Here is a 17,277-nt window from a genome sequence, read left to right as displayed (position 1 = left end):
GACGTGACAGCACAGTTGCGGGAGAAAGTGGCTTTGGTGGCGGGCGCGACACGTGGTGCCGGTCGCGGCATCGCGGTGGAACTGGGCGCTGCCGGCGCCACGGTCTATGTCACGGGTCGCACGACGCGCACCCGGCAATCTGAATATATGCGGCCGGAGACGATCGAGGAGACGGCCGAACTGGTGACCGCGGCAGGCGGAAGAGGCATTGCCGTGCCGGTGGATCATCTCATCGCGCCGGAGGTCGAGGCGCTGGTTGCCCGTATTCGCAGCGAGGCCGGCCGGCTCGATATTCTCGTCAACGACATCTGGGGCTGCGAAAAACTGTTCGAATGGGACAAATCCGTCTGGGAGCACTCGCTGGACAAGGGTCTGCGCATGCTGCGGCTCGGCATCGACACCCATCTGATCACCGCCCATTATGCGCTGCCGCTGATGATCGAGCGGCCGGGCGGGCTGCTGGTGGAAATGACCGACGGCACGGCGGATTATAATGCCACGCATTACCGGCTGTCGCCCTTCTACGACCTGGTCAAGACGGGCGTGACCCGCATGGCCTGGGCGCATGCCCAGGATCTGGCAAAACACGGCGCCACGGCCGTTGCGATCACGCCCGGCTGGCTGCGCTCCGAAATGATGCTGGATGCCTATGGTGTCAGCGAGGAGAACTGGCGCGACGCGACTAGGGTGCAGCCGCATTTCGCCATTTCCGAAACGCCGCGCTTCATTGGCCGCGCGGTTGCGGCCATATCAGCCGATCCCGACCGCGCCCGCTGGAACGGTCAGTCGCTGTCGAGCGGTGGCCTCGCCAAGGTCTATGGTTTCGACGACATCGATGGTTCACGGCCGGATTGCTGGCGCTACATGGTGGAAGTGCAGGAGCCCGGCAAACCGGCCGATGTGACGGGCTACCGCTGAAGTCGCCCCTTATCCCGCGGCTGCGAGCCGGGCCGCCTCGCGAAACGACACCAGCCGCTTCGTCTGTTCGTCCCACAGCACCAGCTTGACGCAGCGCAGGCTGTCCATGAGCGTGATGCGGCCGAGATCGGCAAGTTCGGGGTGGTCCCGCAGCACTTCGGGCAGCCGGTAATAGGGCACCCGGCTTGACAGGTGGTGCACGTGGTGGATGCCGATATTGCCGGTGATCCAGCGCAGCACCGGCGGCAGGTCGTAATGCGAGGCGCCGTGCAGGGCCGCATGCTGGAACTGCCAGTCCGGCTTCTTCGACCAATGCGTTTCCTCGAACTGATGCTGGACGTAGAACAGCCAGACGCCGGCCGCACCGGCAAGCAGCACGATCGGCAGATGGACCAGCAGGAAGGGGACGATCCCGACCGCCCAGATCAGCAATGCTGCGGCGAGTGCGATGGCAAGGTTGGTCGCCATGGTCGAGACCCAGGGCAGGGCGCCGGAGCGCATCATGCCGAAAGGCAGGCGCTGCTTGATGATGAACAGCCATGCCGGCCCGATCCCGAACATCACGGCCGGGTGCCGGTAGAGCCGGTAACCGAGCCGGCCCCAGCGCGACAGCGCGTTATATTCGGCGATCGTCAGCGTCTCGATGTCGCCGACGCCGCGCTCGTCGAGGTTTCCGGCCGAGGCATGGTGTTCGGCATGCGCCCGGCGCCAATAATCGTAGGGCGTCAGCGTCAGAATGCCGATCGTGCGTCCCACCCAGTCGTCGAGGCGGCGACGGGCGAAAAACGAGCCGTGGCCGCAATCATGCTGGATCATGAACAGTCGCAGCAGGAAGGCGGCGGCGGGGATGACGAGGATCAGGCCGGGCCAGAAGCTATAGTGAACGGACGCCCATGCCGCAGCCCAGAACAGCGCAAAGGGGATGGCCGTGACGGCAAGCTCGAAGGCGCTGCGTGCAGCCCTCGGCTGGCGATATCCGGCAAGGATCTTCAACCAGGCCTTCTCGGCGAAAGGGGCGGTTTGTCCTGCTGGTTTTTCCGGGTTTTCACCAGGCGCGTCGAAAGTGGCGACCTGAATTTCCTCGCTCTCGTAGCGGCGTGCGGATTCGATCACTAGAGAACGCCGCGAAGGGCAGCGGCCGGCGACGAAGCGTCGACGCGGCCAATTGTTTGAGCAAGAGTCATGCTAAGTGGGTACCTTCCGGCCTATTCGAAAACACGGGTCATTCCTCGCGCGTCCGGCAGGACGCGCCGCCGCTTTTAACCGCACATCATCTCCAGCGCAAATCGATCTCGATTTGCGCTGCTCTGCGCCGGCGAAGGCGAGAGGCGGCGGGCGATGCAAGCCTATTTCTTCGGAGCACTGCCGTGCGGTGCGCTCTGGGTCGCGGTCTTCATCTGATTGGCGAATGTATTATCCCCCTTCGCCGCCTGCTTGTCCTTCTTCGGCTTCCGGACCTCGCGGTTGCTTCTCAGTTGTCCCTTTGCCATGGATGAATCTCCCTCTGGATCGAAATTGAAGGCGATAGCGCTTTACCCGCCCCTGAACGAACCCGAGGCGCGGCGCTCGCGGGGCAATCCCTGTATAGCATAGCGATTGCAAACGGGTGTGACCGGTTTCGGTGGCTTCTTCGGTTTGCCGAAATAATAGTCGAGTGCCTGTGAGAGCATGGCCGGTGAGGTGACGCCCTCCTGGAACAGTCTGATCAGCAGCACGGCTGCGACGTTGAAGACCTCTTCGTCGTCGGCCGTGATTTTGGCGTCGTAGCCAGCGGCATCGAGCACGCCCTGAAGCATGTCGAGATCACAGGATGTCAGATACGACCTTTTGGAAGTGGAAGACATCGGTCCTCCTTTCGTCGGGGCGAGGGCATTCAAACCCTCAGTCGGCAGCGCCCGTGTAATGGCTGCCGACGCCGAAACCATGCGCCTTTCGCCGAGGCAACGCAACGGGATTCTTGGCGCCGATGGAGGCTCCCGCGCAAGGGCCGCGTCTCGATTTCAAGAGCGGCGGCCCGATCCCAGCCTGACGTCTATTCAATGACGGATTTGAACCACGTGCTGAAGGCGGAAATTGATTTTTGGGGCGACGCTTTGCGGATCAGAAAGTAATTCTCGTGTTCGAGAATCGCGATGTCCGAGAGGACGACAAGGTCGCCGTTTTCGATTTCTCGGCGGCATAACTCGACCGGACAAAGTGCCACGCCATGACCGGCAATGACGGCGGTTGCGAGCAAATTGAAGTCTTGAAACACCGGTCCCTTCAGCGTTTGGGTGAACGGCGCGCCGGCCTTGTCGAGCCACTGCGCCCAATGCGCGGTGGTCTCGTCATGCAGCAGGTCTGCCGTTGCGATCTGTGTTGCGTGGCGGAGGCTGCCCTTTCGTTCGAGGTAGCGCGGGCTGGCAACAGGTTGAGCGGCACGGGAGAAAAGCGGCTGGCAAACGACGCCTTCGGAAGTGTCGGCGCCAAGCGTGATCAGTATGTCGCAACCGGTTTCACGCAGGCGCTGCTCGGCCATGGCGTAGACCACCCTTATCGTGACATCCGGATGCCCGGCGAGGAAATCGCCGAGTGACGGTATGAGCCATCGCGTCGCGATGGAGGGGATGCAGGCGACGGTGATCTCGGATCTGGTGCTCAGCTTCAGCAATTCCGCTTCGGCAGAAATTCGCTCGAAACTGTTCGATAGGATCTCGGCAAACCGCTTGGCCTCGGGTGCCAGCCGCACGCCGCGTTTTTCACGCAAGAATAAGGCGCGCCCGAACCATTCTTCCAAATGACGGATCTGATGACTGATCGCCGCATGGGTCACGCGCAACTCGTCGCCGGCGCGCGAGAAGCTCGAGAGACGCGCTGCTGCTTCGAATGCTCTCAATGCGCCGAAAGGGAGTGTCATCTGTAAGTTTTCCTTACCTGTTTGATGAGGAATCATCATTTGTCCAAGCAGGAAAATCAAGAGACTATGACTGTGTGAAGCAGATCTCCATAACTGCAGTATGTCAAAATTTTTTACAGAAGGAGAGCGGTATGTACGTGCGCAGCCTGAAGGACGTCGAATCCACGGACCATTTCGTGGAATGGGGCAATGGAACGAGCCATCGTTTGCTGACGGAAAAGGACGGGATGGGCTTTACCGTTTGCCATACGATCGTGCGCGCCAACACCGTCTCACTTCTCGAATACCGCCAGCATCTTGAAGCCTGCTATTGCATTGCCGGCGAGGGGGAGGTGGAGGATATGGCGGGCACTGTCTTTCCGATCCGCCAGGGCGATATCTATGTGCTCGACAAGCATGACAAACATCTGCTGCGCGGCGGACGCGACCAGGATCTGATTCTTGTCAGCGTCTTCAATCCGCCGCTTGCGGGATCCGAGCGGCACAATCTGAACGACCCCTCGGGATCGGCTTACTGACATTGGCCGGATAGGGGCTGGATAGGGCCGGTCTGCGGCAAGTCGGCTTGCCGCTGATGGCCTGTTAAAGCTCGCCTTTGTGGAAATAGGCTTCGAGGCGGTAGCCGTCCGGGTCGATGATGAAGGCGGCGTAATAGAATTGCCCGTAATCCGGCCGGATGCCTGGTTCGCCATTATCCGTGCCGCCGGAGGCGATTGCCGCCGCGTAAAAGGCGTCGACCGCCGCCTCGTTCGGGGCGACGAAGCAGAAATGCAGTCCGGATCGCATGTCGGCAAGAACAGGCTGTTCGACCTGCATCACCCAGAGGCCGACCTTTTCGGGGCCGTAGCCGATCATCTTGTCCGAATTGGACAGCCGCTCATATCCGAGCGGCGCCAGCGCTGCATCATAGAAACGACGGGCTCTTTCGAGGTCTTTTACGCCGAGCGAGATATGATCGAACATGGACCGCCAACTCCTATGACACGCCGGATCCGGGGTAGTGCGGCATCACCATCTTTCAACCGCTCTTCGAAGTCAACGAAGAGACCCGCCGCGGGGCGGTTGGCCCGCGCGACAACAGCCCGCCGGCCCTTCCGGCCAGCACGAATGGCTGGCCCCGCATGAGCGAGGCCAGTCCTCACATCAGGCGTTCACGGCAGCCCATTTCGGAGCGATGCCCGTACCGCGGCCCAAGCCGTAACCGAGGCGGATGTTGAGCATGCCCAAGGGCTCGAGCAGACGAGCGGCATCCAGCGATCCCGTCTTCTCGACAGTGAAGCCGGCGTCTTTGACCAGCGCTGCGGCCGTTTCGACGGCATCTTCGTCACCGGCCAGGAAGACCGGAAGAGTGGCGGTCTGATCGGGAGAGGCGGCAAAAAGCTCGGCAAAGATCGTGTTGAACGCCTTCACAACCTTAGCGCCTCCGGCTTTGCGCTGGATCTCTTCGGCGGCCGACGTATCATGGCCGAACAGCAGGCCCGAGAAATCAGGTTTGAGCGGGTTGGTGATGTCTATGACAATCTTGCCGTCCAGTTCAGCGGCGCCGGCAAACTCGAGTGCCGAAGCATAAGGCAGCGCCAGCACCACAATGTCGGCTTGCGCCACGGCGCTCGTGATCGGCGCGCTCGAAGCACCGATCTCCTCTGCCAGCGACTTTGCCGCGGCATCGTTGCGGGATGCGAGGATGAGATCGCGTTTTCCGGCCAGCCGACGGGCCAGGCCGGCACCCATGTTTCCAGTTCCGATAATGGCGGTTTTCATGTGGTCGTCTCCTTCGTGAGATTGAATGTCTCCGATATAGCCGACCGAGATCCCATCTTTAATCGCATTGAATGGTTAGACATAATTGCATAAAAGTATCGAATGAACGATCTCACCAATCTCAAGACCTTCGTCGCCGTCGCGACATCAGGCAGTTTCGCCAAGGCTGCAACGCGGCTCAACCTGTCGCCCGCCATGGTTGGCCGGCGAATTCAGGCCTTGGAGACGGACTATGGCGTCAAGCTGATCGAGCGCACCACCCGAACCCAGAGGCTCACCGAGACCGGCGTCAGGTTTCTGGAGAGAGCAAGCAGGGTCATCGATGAACTGGAGCAGTTGAATGATATCGCCGGCCCGCAGAACCACGAAATATCCGGCCACCTCCGCATCAGCGGCCCAACCACTCTCGGGGTAAAGCGGCTGGCATCGTCCATCGCACGCTTTGCCAATCAGCATCCCGCTGTCAGCCTGGAACTCAGTCTTACCGACCGGAACGTCGATATGATTTCGGAAGGTTATGACCTTGCCATTCGGGTGGCGCATCTGCGCCCGTCTTCCTTGATCGCCAGAAAGATCGGCACTTATCGCTTCGTCTGCTGCGCCTCTCCCGGTTATCTCGACAGGAACGGCGTGCCGACCCACCCAGAGCAATTGGAGCAGCATCGCTGCATCCTGAGCCTCAACCTCGTCCCACGCGATCAATGGCATTTCGAAGGTCAGGATGGGCGGATGCTGGCGGCAAAGATCAGCAGCAATATCGGTATCGACAATGGCGAAGCCATGCGCGTTGCTGCGCTGGAGGGCGCCGGCATCGTCTACGCGCCTGAGGTTCTGGTGGAGGAAGACCTCGCCGCCGGACGGCTGACCGAGGTGCTTGCCGACTGGGGCAAGCACAGCCTGCCGATCCATGCCGTGCATCCATCGCGGCAGTTCGTGCCGAAACGGGTGAAGGCGGTGATCGACTGGATCGCGGGAGATCTCCGCCGATAGAATTCCATGCAGGCAAAGGCCGAATGGTGGTGCGGCCTTACTGCAACTGCGGCTTCTTGAGAAAGCTGTTGCGGTCGGCGGATTTGATGCGCAGCCAGGCTTCCCGGCCGTTCCTGAGGATGCGCATCGGAATTTCGGCGCCGGCCGGGCCGCTGCTCCAGATCTTGCGGTAGAAATCGGCCAGGCCGTCGACCTCTTCGTCGCGGATCTCCGAGATGATATCGCCCTGCCGCAGGCCCGCCTCAGCGGCCGGACCGCCTTCGGCAACGCTCATGACCACCACGCCGCCATTGCTCTCGGCGGAGAATGCGCCGAGCCAGGGCCGCGGCGGCTTGTTGACCTGGCCGCGGTTCAACAGATCGTCGAGGATCGGCGTCAAAAGGTCGATCGGCACGACCATGTTGATATCGGCGACTTCGTCGCCCTGGCTCATTTGCAGGCGAAGCGACCCGATGCCGAGGAGTTTGCCGTCCGAACCGATCAGCGCTGCACCACCCCAGGAAGGATGGGCCGGCGCCGTGAAAATCGCCTCATCGAGCAGATATTCCCAGTAGCCGGCAAATTCCTGCCGGGCGACGATGTTGGCCTCGACGAATTCGCCGATGCCGTCGGCAAGCACGACAGGATCACCGGCCTTGGCGCTTGCCGCGTCGCCGAGATCCACTGCCGGCGCATTCAGCGCACCCAGCGCCTGCACCAGGCCGAAGCCGCTTTCCTGATCATAGGCGAGCGCGTGCGCCGGAACGACGCGTCCGTCCTGGGTGGTCAGCCAGACTTCTTCGGCCTCGGTGATGAGATAGCCGATGGTCAGCACCAGCCCATTGTCGCGAATGACCACGCCGCTGCCTTCCCGGACGGTGCCGAGCGTCTCCGCCGTGAAAGCATCTTCCGGAATGGAGGAACGAACGGCCACGACTGACCGCAGGATTGGATCGATATTCATGCTTTCATCCCGATCGGCGCGACAGGCTGGAAGCCCGCGCCTTCCACCTAGAATAAGTAAGAAGATGGATGGGCGGCGGCAAGACTGCAGCGCGGGAATTTGCCGCAATCGCCTCCGTGACGCGGCGGAACTTTACCAATTTGCGGGGGGTGACAGCGGCGCCACGCAACAATATACAGTCAATCTCATCAGCAATCAGACTGACGCGGATTACGACATGAAAGACTGGCATCCCGATCTCAGCCGCAGCAGCAGCCCCCGTTATATGGCGATCGCCGACGTGATCGAAATGGATCTGCGCAGCGGCCATCTGGTGGCTGGAGACCGGCTGCCGCCGCAACGCGAACTCGCCAAGCGGCTGAATGTCGACTTCACGACGGTGGCGAGAGGCTATGTCGAGGCGCAGAAGCGCGGGCTTGTCGATTCGCACGTCGGCCGCGGCACCTTCGTCACCGGTGGCGCGGACAAGGAGCGCCAGGGTTTCAGCGCCGACGCCGCGCCCGATCCGCGCCGCGTCTCCGTCGTCGATTTTTCGATGAACATGCCGCCGGAACCCGACGATCCGGACCTGACCGCTCGCATGCGCGAGGGCATGTCGGTGGTGGCGGCGAGCCTCATTCCGCTTCTGCGTTATCAGGGTTTCGGCGGCTCCGGCATGGACAAGGCGGCTGCCGCCGCCTGGCTCAACCGTCGCGGGCTCAAGCCCTCGCAGGAGCGGATTTTCGTGACACCGGGCGCCCATCCGGCCCTGCTGGCGATCTTCGGCCTGCTGGCAAAACCGGGTGAAACCGTGCTTTCGGAAATCATCACCTATCCCGGCATGCGCTCGATCGCCGCCCAGTTGCGGCTCAATCTGGCCGGTCTGCCGATGGACGGGGACGGTATCCTGCCGGACGCCTTTGCCGCGGCCTGCGAGAGATTGAAGCCGAAGGCGCTCTATCTCAATCCGACGCTGCAGAACCCGACGACGCTGACCATCCCGGCCAAACGCCGCGAGGAGATCGCGGCCGTTGCCCGCAAATATCACCTGCCGATCGTCGAGGATGATGCCTATGGCTTCATTCCGCCGGACGGCCCGCCGCCGCTTGCGGCAACGGCGCCCGATCTGACCTGGCACATCGGCGGACTGGCGAAATGCATCGGCGCGGGCCTGCGCCTTGCCTATGTCGTGGCGCCCGACAGCAAGGCGGTGTGGCCCTTCGTCAGCGCCATGCGCGCCAACAATGTCATGGCCTCGCCGCTGACCGTGGCGCTCGCCACCCGCTGGATCGAGGACGGCACCGCCGATGCGATCCTGCGCTTCATCCGCACTGAAACCGCCGCCCGTCAGCAGATGGTCGCCGCCATGCTGCCGGCCGGCAGCTACCGTGCCGATCCGATCAGCTTCAACATCTGGCTGCCGCTCGCCAATGGCTGGACCCGCTCCACCTTCGGCAGCCACATGCGCTCCTCCGGCATCGGCGTCGTCGCAAGCGACGCCTTCACGGTCGAGGGCGCAGCACCCGAGGCCGTGCGGATCTGCCTCGGTGGCCCGATCACCCGGGAGAAGCTGCAGGGCGCTCTGGAATTCATGGCCCACGCCCTGGAAGGCCCGCCTGAGATGGCCGCCTCGTTCTTCTGATGTTCGAGCCTCACTGCTGAACCGTCAGCCACATCCGTCGCGCCCAGCGCCTTGTGCGGCGACTTTTGAACGCCGTCACCATGTTTCTCTCTATCAGCTTAAGTGTCGGGGCCTGTCCGGCTCTTGATGCTGCGTGGGAATCAGCGGTCAGCCCGCCGGCTGCGGGACGTGTGCGGCATTCTGACGAGTTGACTGGCAATGTCTAGGCAATGTAGCTATATTGTATGCATTCAATGTTGGGCATTGATCGACTCGATGTCCACGCAAAATAAGGCGAGATCATCATGGAGACCGAATTTCCCCCGCTTCCTCCGCTGCAGACCGGCGTCAGGGGGCGCTGCCCGCGCTGCGGCCAGGGCCATATGTTCAAGGGCTTCCTGACGTTGCGGCGGGAATGCGAGGCTTGCGGCCTCGATTATTCCTTCGCCGATCCGGCCGACGGACCGGCTTTCTTCGTCATCTGCTTTGCTTGTATCCCGAGCGTGCTGCTCGGCGTCTGGCTGGAGGTGGCCTTTTCGGCGCCGATCTGGGTGCATCTTCTGGTCACCGGCCCGTTCATGCTCGCCACCTGCATTCCGCCGCTGCGGCCGCTGAAGGGCTGGCTGGTCGCCAGCCAATATTTCTACAAGGCGGAAGAGGGCAAGCTCGCCTGACGCTTTTCGGCACTATGCTCTGGATCCATTCAGCGTCGCGCGCAGGCGCGGCGTGGCGAAATCGAGCAGCGCTCGCAATTTCAGCGGCACCAATCCCTGCGCGGGGTAGACGAGATGCACCGGCGCCGGCGGCGATTCGAAATCGGCAAGCAGCGGTACCAGCAGGCCTGCCGTCTCGGCGCGGGCGGCCTGGTAGGAAAGAACCCGGGTGATGCCGAGGCCGGCGACCGCCGCATCGACAGCAGCCTCGGCGGTGTTGACGGCAAGCCGTGAACGGATCGGCACGGTGAGATCGCGTTTGCCCTCGGCGAAAATCCAGCTCACCTTCGAGGCCATGCCCTCGAAGGTGACGCAGTCGTGCGCGCTGAGATCGGCCGGATGTCGCGGCGCGGCGTGCCGCGTCAGGTAATCCGGGCTGGCATAGACCGTCCGGCGGATCGCGCCGAGCCTGATGGCGATGAGATTGCTGTCCGGCAGGTTGCCGATCCGCAGCGCCACATCGATATGATCCTCGACGAGGTTCGACAGCCGGTCGCCAAGCATCAGCCGCAGATTGATATCGGGATAGGCCTTCAGGAAATCCACCACGACAGCCAAGACATGCAGCCGCCCGAAGACGATCGGTGCTGTCATCGTCAACTCGCCCTTCGGCGCGCTGTATTCGCCGGCCGCCGCCCGTTCCGCCTCTTCCACCCGATCGAGAATTTCCCGCGCCGCCTCGACATAAGAGCGGCCGGCCTCCGTCAGCGCCACCTTCCGGTTGGTCCTTTGCAGCAGCCGGGCGCCCAGATGGGCTTCCAGTTCCGAAACCTTGCGGCTGACGGTTGCGAGCGGCGAGCGCAGATGCCGTGCGGCGGCCGACAGGCTGCCCTGTTCGACCACGGCCAGAAGCACGGTCATGGCATCGAGGCGGTCCATGCTATCCTTCCATAAATTGAGAATATTCCTTCCGAATATGCATTCTACTGCTTCCCTATGGAAGGCAATAAATTACGCCGCAGATGGTTCGAAGCGGCCATCGCCAATCCCCCCAACCGGGAAGACCGAAGGAAACCATCATGAAGCTCTATTATCACCCGCTTTCCGGCCATTCGCACCGGGCTCACCTGTTCCTGTCGCTGCTTGGCGTGCCCTATGAACTGGTCGAGGTCGACATGGCGGCAGGTGCCCACAAGGCGCCGGAGTTTCTCAAGCTCAATCCATTCGGCCAGGTGCCGGTCCTCGACGACGACGGCACAGTCATTGCCGATTCCTCCGCCATCCTCGTCTATCTCGCCCGCAAGTATGGCCGCACCGACTGGCTGCCGGAAGAGGCATTGGCTGCGGCGCGCATACAGAAATGGCTCTCGGTTGCCGCGGGCGAGATCGCCTACGGGCCGTGTGCGGCCCGCTTGGTCACCGTCTTCGGCGCCGATTTCCGCACCGACGAGGTGATCGCCCGGGCGCACCGCATTCTCACGCTGATCGAGGCGGAACTCACCGGCCGTCATTTCCTGCTCGGCGACAAACCGGTGATATCAGATGTCGCCCTCTACAGCTACATCGCCAACGCCCCGGAGGGCAATGTCGACACCTCGGCCTATCCAGGCATCCGTGCCTGGCTTGCGCGCATCGAGGCGCTGCCGGGCTTCGTCGGCTTCCGCAAGACCAAGATCGGCCTTGCCGCATAAAACTCGTCGGGGCGGGGTCGCCGTCCCGGCTTCTCAAAATTGTTCGCAAGGAGGGTCTGCGATGCTGGAGCAGACGAGACAGGACGTGAATTCGCCCTGGCATGAGGGTGAACTCGCCATGCAGCGCAGCGTCGGCGTCGTCGAGCGCATGGACGGGCCGGGACGGAATTTCGTCCGCAAGGCCATGCCGGAGCAGCATCGCGCTTTCTTTCCGATGCTGCCTTTCCTGGTGCTCGGCGCCGTCGATGCCAAAGGCGATGTCTGGGCGACGGTTCGGGCCGGGCGACCGGGCTTCATGTCGTCGCCGGCGCCGGAGTTCCTTGATGTCGACCTGTCGCGTGATGCGGCCGATCCGGCCGATGCCGGCATGGGGGATGGCGACGCGATCGCGATGCTTGGCATCCAACTCGAGACCCGGCGGCGCAACCGGCTGAACGGCGTGATCCGCAGGACGGATGCCGGTGCTTTCCGGGTGCGCGTCAGTCAGAGCTTCGGCAATTGCCCCCAATATATCCAGCCTCGCTCGTCCGTCTTTGCCCGCGATCCCCAAATGCCGACAGCGATGACGCCCTTCTATTCCGGTCAACTCGACGATCGCATGCGGCGGATGATCGAGGGCGTCGATACCTTCTTCGTCGCCTCCTATGTCGATCGCGACGGTGGCGAGCGGCAGGCGGATGTCTCCCATCGCGGCGGTTATGCCGGCTTCGTGCGTCTCAGCGCCGACGGTGTGCTGACCATTCCCGATTTTGCCGGCAATCGCTTCTTCAACACCCTCGGCAATTTCATCGTCAATCCGAAGGCCGGGCTTGTTTTCATCGACTTTGAAACCGGCGACATGCTGCAGATGACGGGACGGGCCGAGGTGCTGCCGGATTCGCCTGAGGTCGACACCTTTGAACGGGCCGAACGGCTGTGGCGTTTCACGCCCGAACAGATCGTGTTTCGCCCGGATGCCCTGCCGCTGCGGTGGAGCAAGGAGAGCCCCGAGCTGCCCCACCGTTCCCGCGGGTGAAGGAGCGCAATTCGGCCTCCGAGGCAAGACGCTGCTTCGGCATCTTGCAAAAATTGTACCGATCAGTACAGTCATAACCGTTCAGTACAGGAGCGCCTATGTCCAGCCTCGTCCCGCCCTTCACCCTTGAGACCGCCACCCGCAAAGTCCGCCTTGCCGAGGACGGCTGGAACAGCCGCGATCCCGAGCGCGTTTCGCTCGTCTATACGCCGGACAGCCGCTGGCGCAACCGCGCCGAATTCGTCAACGGCCGGGCCGAAATCGTCGCCTTTCTCAGCCGCAAATGGGCGAAGGAGTTGGACTATCGATTGATCAAGGAAATCTGGGCCTTCACCGATGATCGCATCGCCGTGCGCTTCGCCTATGAATGGCACGATGACAGCGGCAACTGGTTCCGTTCCTATGGCAATGAGAATTGGGAGTTCGATGCCGCCGGCTTGATGCAGCGCCGCTTCGCCTGCATCAACGACCTGCCGATCCGGGAATCCGAACGTCGATATCACTGGCCGCTCGGCCGCCGGCCGGATGATCATCCCGGCCTGAGCGAGCTCGGCCTCTGACGCAAGCCAGGCAAGGAAGCTGCCGGTGAAAACCGTCTATGAACGCGCCGACATCGTGCCGCTGCTGGCGGAAATCTTCCGCGAGTTCGGCTATGAGGGCACGTCGCTCAGCCGCATCACCGAACGCACCGGCATCGGCAAGGGCAGCCTTTATCACTTCTTTCCCGGCGGCAAGGAGGAGATGGCGGCCGCCGTGCTCGCCGATGTCGATTCTTGGTTCGAGCAAACGATCTATCAGCCGCTGAGAACGGGCGATCCTCGTCAGGCGATCGCGACGATGTGGACTGATGTGAGTGATTATTTTCGCTCCGGCCGCCGCATCTGCCTCGTCGGCGCTTTTGCCCTTGATGAGACCCGGGAACGATTTTCGACAGCAATCGGCGACTATTTCATCCGCTGGGTCGGCGCCCTGCGTTCGGCGTTGACGCGGGCAGGCTGTCCGGAAGAGGAGGCGCAGACGCTTGCCGAAGAGGGCGTTGCCGGCATTCAGGGCGCGCTGGTGCTGTCGCGGGCGCTGGATGACACAGCGGTCTTCGCCCGATCGCTGCAAGTGCTGGCGAAACGGCTCGATGCCGTGATGCGGTGAGGGGTGGTGAAGCCGCCAGGATGTTGTATCGCAGCTATCAAGAATCCCGGCCAGATCGATTGGCCGGGGCATTGATCGGGCGCGGGACGGCGCTCGATCTTACATCGGGACCGTTTTGCGTATATCAGCGTTGCTGTTGAGGCTGCTGGGCCGGGCGCGGATTTTCCCGTTCAAGGCGAATCTGGCGCCACTCGTTTTCCATCTGGTCGACGAGGTGCTGGGGAATGGTGGTTTGCGGGGTAGCGGGCGTCTGCATCGGAAGTCTCCTCAAGGCTTCAGGGCAAGAAGATGCATTGCACAAGACAAAAGGCGTGTAAATCAGTGGCTTAAACACTTTAAACGATTAAATTAATTTTAATCGATTAACTCGGGTTTAACCATGTCATTGGGAGGCGGCGCGGAATGGTTGTCCACATGGACCGAGGTTTCTTTTTCGAGGCGGTGCGGGGCGAGCTCTTCAAAGGAGAAATGACGCATCCTCAGGTAGTGGGCGCCACGGCGATTCTCGATGCCTGGGAAAAGCGGTTTTCCCATGCCGACCGGCGATGGCTCGCCTATATCCTCGCAACCGCTTACCACGAGACCGCCTATACGATGCAGCCGGTTCGCGAGACGCTGGCGGAAAGCGATGCACGCGCGGTCGAGATCCTGGAGACGGCCTTTGCCGCAGGCCGGCTTTCCTGGGTGAAAACGCCCTACTGGCGGCCGGACGAGGATGGCCGCAGCTGGCTCGGGCGCGGCCTCGTGCAACTCACCCACAAGCGGAACTATGAGGCGATGAGTGTGCTGACCGGCATCGACCTCGTTGCCGATCCCGACCGGGCAATGGAAATGGATACGGCGGTAACGATCCTGATCGAGGGTATGCTGCAGGGCAGTTTTACCGGCCACAAACTCGCCGATCACCTGAACGCGACGACTGCGGACTGGGTGAATGCACGCCGCATCGTCAACGGCACCGACCGGGCGGAAAAACTCGCAGCCTACGCCATGGTCTTCGATGCGGCGATACGTCCCGATGCCGGGCAAGGGCGCTCGCGCGGTTGAAGGCTCGGGGCGAGCGTGTTATCGCGCGGATGATCTCTGAATCTGACAGGAGCAGCCGCGTGATCCGCCATATCGTCTTCTTCACCGTGCAGGAAGAACATCTGCAGGAGGTGAGGGCCGGGCTTTCGATCCTGACCGCCATTCCGCATGCGCGGCTGCTGGAAATCGGCACCAATGTGAAGACCGATCAGCTGGGCACCGAGATCGATCTCGTCGTCTACGGCGAATTCGACGACGAGGCGGCTCTCGCCGCCTACAAGGCCCATCCGGATTATCAGCTGTCGATCGAGCGCGTGCGGCCGCTCCGGGAAAAGCGCATCGCTGCCGATTACGACAGCCACACGGCGGTGAGGCGGCCGCTCTGAATTTTCCTGCACCTTCGGATGCCATATTCCATTGAATTTCAAATGGATGATTGACTTTCCGGAGTTCGGATCGCCCCGACGCTTGCTCAACTTCTGAGCCGCCGGACTCAACTTTCGAAAAAGCAGCGGCAAGCGATTCAAAAGATTCGTTAAAGCGGCGCCGCGCTCATTGTGAGCTCGCTGCAGCAGTCGCGATGTATGGGCGGAAAGCCGCGCTCGTGCTGATGTCGATGATAATCAAGACAGATTAAGAATGACTGACGTGACGGGCCGGGTTCAAGAGACGACCGGGCTCGGCTGCGATGCGTGGGCGCCGCGCACCATCGCCATCAATATCAGCACCAAGATCAGCGCCAGGGCCGCAAGAGCGGCGCAGGCAAAGAGTGCCGGCCCGGTGCCGGCGCGGTCGAGAATGGCGGTGAAGATGACCGGGGCAATGGCGTTGGCAAGGTTTTGCGGCAGCGACAGCCGCGCCGCTTGCAGGCCGTATTCGCCCGGCGAAAACAGCGCCAGCGGCAGAAGCGCGCGGGCGACGGTCATGACGCCGGCGCCGAAGCCGTAAAGCAGGACGAAGGTGACGAGCAGCGGTGCGGATGGGCTGGCGACCAGCATGATCAGGAAACTGAACATCATCAGGCCGATGCCCATGGCCGCACTGAGCATGGGGTTGCCGCGCCGGCCGAGCAGCATGTCGAGGAAGCGCGCCGAGATACCGAGCACGCCGCGTGCCGAGCCGAGCTGCAGCGCTAGCGCCGGCGAGGCACCGGACTGACGGAAGATTTCGAGCAGCGATGGCGAGATGCCGAAGGTAATGAAGGTCGAGATCGTCGTCGCCGCGGCAATCAGCAGGAAGGCCCTGCGCCGCGCCGCCCTGGTGAGCGGCACCGGGGCAATGTCGGCCGCGCCGCCTGCGGCATGCGTTGCGATCGGTTTCGGCAGGGCGAAAAGATGCAGCGGCAGGCAGACGAAGAATTGCAGCGCCGCGCAGACGAGAAAGGTCAGGCGCCAGCCGATCGTCCCGTTGAGCAGGCTGAGGATCGGCCAGAAGATGGCGCTCGACAGGCCGGTGAACAGCATGAGAATGGCGATGACGCGTTTGCCGTTTTCCCCCTCGCGCTCGACGACGGCGGTATAGGCCGGTGCCGAAAGGCCGAATGCGCCGCCGATGCCGATGATAACCCAGGCGCTGGCATAGAGCAGGATGCCGTCTGCGGCGGCAAGCAGGCAGAGGCCGAGCGCAAAGGTCAGCGAGGCGGCCGAAAGCACCCGGGCGGCACCGTAGCGGGAGAGCCAGCGGCCGGTCGCCGGACCAAGGATGGCGCTGACCATCATCATGATCGTCAGGCCGGCAAACGCCAACTCATTCGCCAGGCCGAGAGCGGGCGCCACGATGCGGCCCATGACGCCGAGCATGTCGAAGGTCGTGCCCCAGCCGATCAGCTGGGTGACGGCAAGCACGGTGACTGTCTGCGCCGAGCGGAAGCGGAAAGAATTTGGCATTGGTGCTGAAATGGCCTGAATGCGGAAGCCACGGACATAACAGTTTCAATCGGCCGGTCAAAGCTGCGATCGCATTCGCGGCCTGTGCGTGTCCCCGAGGGACGGAAAGATGGAATGGTACAATTTCAGGACGATCCGGCGCGTGAAAACCGGGCCGATGCCGGCAATTGAGGGCGCGGCAAATAACACGATGCGGCTGCTTCGCAGATCACCACTTTGGGGTCGGCTCGGCCCCTTCCTGCCTTTGCGGGGACCGTGTTTCTCCCAAGGCCGAAGGCGATTTTTTCGCTGCCGGGAAGGCCGCTGAAGCTGGCCGCGGCGGCGGTTTTCAGCAGCCGGCGCCGGCTGCCGCAAGCAGTCGAGAATGGTTCTAAATGCCCTGCATTACAGCGCATTCATTTGCCATTCAGGTCGCGTGAGTACATAGTCGCAGCACGTTGGCATTACCTTGAAAGCATAGCACATGGCCCTTCCTCTGAGCGTCGCAGCATTGGCCGCCGGACTGGTGGTATCGGCGCCCTCACCGGACGGCGCGGGCAACCTCGTCCTGCGCGTGGCAGCCGATTGCAGCGCCGCCGCAGCCCAGGTGGTTGAGCAGACGGGCGGCCAGCTCCTGTCCGTGCAACCGGTGGGCGATACCTGTATCATCACCGTTCTGGTGTCGGGCAACGGCCAGCGTCCACGTAAAGTGACGGTAAAGGTTCCGATGTAAGCGGAATCGGTCTATTCAGGACATGATCGATTTGAAGCGG

General features: G+C 62.4%; 21 protein-coding genes and 1 pseudogene. 12 read left to right on the top strand and 10 right to left on the bottom strand.

Annotation, left to right across the window (positions count from 1 at the left end; translation table 11 throughout):
- The first annotated feature begins 3 nt into the window (after positions 1-3).
- Positions 4-918, top strand: coding sequence for an SDR family oxidoreductase (locus tag GGD57_RS19960; protein WP_184472022.1), 915 nt, complete (start codon positions 4-6; stop codon positions 916-918).
- A 9-nt stretch (positions 919-927) separates the two neighbouring features.
- Here GGD57_RS19960 and GGD57_RS19955 read toward each other — a convergent pair whose 3' ends face one another.
- The 4 genes from GGD57_RS19955 to GGD57_RS19940 form a co-directional block, all read right to left on the bottom strand.
- Positions 928-2,031 carry a fatty acid desaturase gene (locus tag GGD57_RS19955; protein WP_184472021.1) on the bottom strand — a complete coding sequence of 368 codons (1,104 nt, stop codon included), beginning with the start codon at positions 2,029-2,031 and terminating at the stop codon, positions 928-930.
- 233 nt (positions 2,032-2,264) lie between these two features.
- The gene (locus GGD57_RS19950; RefSeq protein ID WP_164517669.1) at positions 2,265-2,408 is read right to left on the bottom strand and encodes a hypothetical protein; all 144 of its coding nucleotides are present in this window, start codon (positions 2,406-2,408) and stop codon (positions 2,265-2,267) included.
- Positions 2,409-2,450: 42 nt separating this feature from the next.
- A complete protein-coding gene (locus GGD57_RS19945) occupies positions 2,451-2,843 on the bottom strand; it encodes a hypothetical protein (RefSeq protein ID WP_184472020.1) in 393 nt (130 codons plus the stop codon).
- A gap of 107 nt (positions 2,844-2,950) precedes the next feature.
- Positions 2,951-3,814: a LysR substrate-binding domain-containing protein gene (locus GGD57_RS19940; protein WP_184472019.1), complete on the bottom strand. Its 864-nt coding sequence runs from the start codon at positions 3,812-3,814 to the stop codon at positions 2,951-2,953.
- Between the two features lie 131 nt (positions 3,815-3,945).
- On the opposite strand from GGD57_RS19940, the gene GGD57_RS19935 reads away from it, so the two are divergent.
- Positions 3,946-4,332, top strand: a complete 387-nt coding sequence (locus GGD57_RS19935; protein WP_010066194.1) for an ectoine synthase — start codon at positions 3,946-3,948, stop codon at positions 4,330-4,332.
- A 64-nt stretch (positions 4,333-4,396) separates the two neighbouring features.
- Here the strand turns inward: GGD57_RS19935 and GGD57_RS19930 are convergent, their stop codons facing one another.
- Positions 4,397-4,777, bottom strand: a complete 381-nt coding sequence (locus GGD57_RS19930; protein WP_184472018.1) for a VOC family protein — start codon at positions 4,775-4,777, stop codon at positions 4,397-4,399.
- Positions 4,778-4,957: 180 nt separating this feature from the next.
- Entirely contained in the window at positions 4,958-5,575 is a 618-nt protein-coding gene (locus GGD57_RS19925) for an NADPH-dependent F420 reductase (RefSeq protein ID WP_184472017.1), read from the bottom strand.
- Positions 5,576-5,677: 102 nt separating this feature from the next.
- Between GGD57_RS19925 and GGD57_RS19920 the strand changes: the two genes are divergently transcribed.
- A complete protein-coding gene (locus GGD57_RS19920; RefSeq protein ID WP_184472016.1) occupies positions 5,678-6,565 on the top strand; it encodes a LysR family transcriptional regulator in 888 nt (295 codons plus the stop codon).
- A gap of 37 nt (positions 6,566-6,602) precedes the next feature.
- Here GGD57_RS19920 and GGD57_RS19915 read toward each other — a convergent pair whose 3' ends face one another.
- Positions 6,603-7,508 carry a S1C family serine protease gene (locus GGD57_RS19915; protein WP_184472015.1) on the bottom strand — a complete coding sequence of 302 codons (906 nt, stop codon included), beginning with the start codon at positions 7,506-7,508 and terminating at the stop codon, positions 6,603-6,605.
- A 217-nt stretch (positions 7,509-7,725) separates the two neighbouring features.
- On the opposite strand from GGD57_RS19915, the gene GGD57_RS19910 reads away from it, so the two are divergent.
- Together GGD57_RS19910 and GGD57_RS19905 are read left to right on the top strand one after the other, a co-directional pair.
- On the top strand, positions 7,726-9,129 hold the full coding sequence (locus GGD57_RS19910; RefSeq protein WP_184472014.1) for a PLP-dependent aminotransferase family protein: 1,404 nt from the start codon (positions 7,726-7,728) through the stop codon (positions 9,127-9,129).
- 284 nt (positions 9,130-9,413) lie between these two features.
- The gene (locus GGD57_RS19905) at positions 9,414-9,782 is read left to right on the top strand and encodes a DUF983 domain-containing protein (protein WP_184472013.1); all 369 of its coding nucleotides are present in this window, start codon (positions 9,414-9,416) and stop codon (positions 9,780-9,782) included.
- A gap of 12 nt (positions 9,783-9,794) precedes the next feature.
- Here the strand turns inward: GGD57_RS19905 and GGD57_RS19900 are convergent, their stop codons facing one another.
- Positions 9,795-10,700 carry a LysR family transcriptional regulator gene (locus tag GGD57_RS19900; protein WP_184472012.1) on the bottom strand — a complete coding sequence of 302 codons (906 nt, stop codon included), beginning with the start codon at positions 10,698-10,700 and terminating at the stop codon, positions 9,795-9,797.
- A gap of 140 nt (positions 10,701-10,840) precedes the next feature.
- On the opposite strand from GGD57_RS19900, the gene GGD57_RS19895 reads away from it, so the two are divergent.
- The 4 genes from GGD57_RS19895 (at position 10,841) to GGD57_RS19880 (ending at position 13,613) form a co-directional block, all read left to right on the top strand.
- Positions 10,841-11,452: a glutathione S-transferase family protein gene (locus GGD57_RS19895; protein ID WP_184472011.1), complete on the top strand. Its 612-nt coding sequence runs from the start codon at positions 10,841-10,843 to the stop codon at positions 11,450-11,452.
- 61 nt (positions 11,453-11,513) lie between these two features.
- Entirely contained in the window at positions 11,514-12,467 is a 954-nt protein-coding gene (locus GGD57_RS19890; RefSeq protein WP_184472010.1) for a pyridoxamine 5'-phosphate oxidase family protein, read from the top strand.
- Positions 12,468-12,565: 98 nt separating this feature from the next.
- Positions 12,566-13,027 carry a DUF1348 family protein gene (locus GGD57_RS19885; RefSeq protein ID WP_184472009.1) on the top strand — a complete coding sequence of 154 codons (462 nt, stop codon included), beginning with the start codon at positions 12,566-12,568 and terminating at the stop codon, positions 13,025-13,027.
- 25 nt (positions 13,028-13,052) lie between these two features.
- Positions 13,053-13,613 (top strand): TetR family transcriptional regulator, encoded by a 561-nt coding sequence (locus tag GGD57_RS19880; protein ID WP_184472008.1) that lies wholly within the window; start codon positions 13,053-13,055, stop codon positions 13,611-13,613.
- Between the two features lie 124 nt (positions 13,614-13,737).
- On the opposite strand, the gene GGD57_RS29400 is transcribed toward GGD57_RS19880, so the two are convergent.
- On the bottom strand, positions 13,738-13,869 hold the full coding sequence (locus GGD57_RS29400) for a hypothetical protein (RefSeq protein WP_003587702.1): 132 nt from the start codon (positions 13,867-13,869) through the stop codon (positions 13,738-13,740).
- A gap of 146 nt (positions 13,870-14,015) precedes the next feature.
- Between GGD57_RS29400 and GGD57_RS19875 the strand changes: the two are divergent.
- Both GGD57_RS19875 and GGD57_RS19870 read left to right on the top strand, forming a co-directional pair.
- Positions 14,016-14,692 (top strand): annotated as a pseudogene (locus GGD57_RS19875) (hypothetical protein); the annotation flags it as partial.
- Between the two features lie 27 nt (positions 14,693-14,719).
- Positions 14,720-15,025, top strand: a complete 306-nt coding sequence (locus GGD57_RS19870) for a Dabb family protein (protein ID WP_184472007.1) — start codon at positions 14,720-14,722, stop codon at positions 15,023-15,025.
- 276 nt (positions 15,026-15,301) lie between these two features.
- Here the strand turns inward: GGD57_RS19870 and GGD57_RS19865 are convergent, their stop codons facing one another.
- The gene (locus tag GGD57_RS19865) at positions 15,302-16,525 is read right to left on the bottom strand and encodes an MFS transporter (protein ID WP_184472006.1); all 1,224 of its coding nucleotides are present in this window, start codon (positions 16,523-16,525) and stop codon (positions 15,302-15,304) included.
- Positions 16,526-16,988: 463 nt separating this feature from the next.
- Here GGD57_RS19865 and GGD57_RS19860 point away from each other — a divergent pair, with 463 nt between their 5' ends.
- Entirely contained in the window at positions 16,989-17,237 is a 249-nt protein-coding gene (locus GGD57_RS19860; protein WP_010066013.1) for a hypothetical protein, read from the top strand.
- Positions 17,238-17,277 lie beyond the last annotated feature (40 nt).

It is taken from the genome of Rhizobium esperanzae, assembly GCF_014197615.1.
In the GTDB taxonomy this organism is placed as follows: domain Bacteria; phylum Pseudomonadota; class Alphaproteobacteria; order Rhizobiales; family Rhizobiaceae; genus Rhizobium; species Rhizobium esperanzae_A.
Note: the sequence above shows the minus strand (reverse complement) of the source record. Positions and strands in the feature narration are given on the sequence as shown.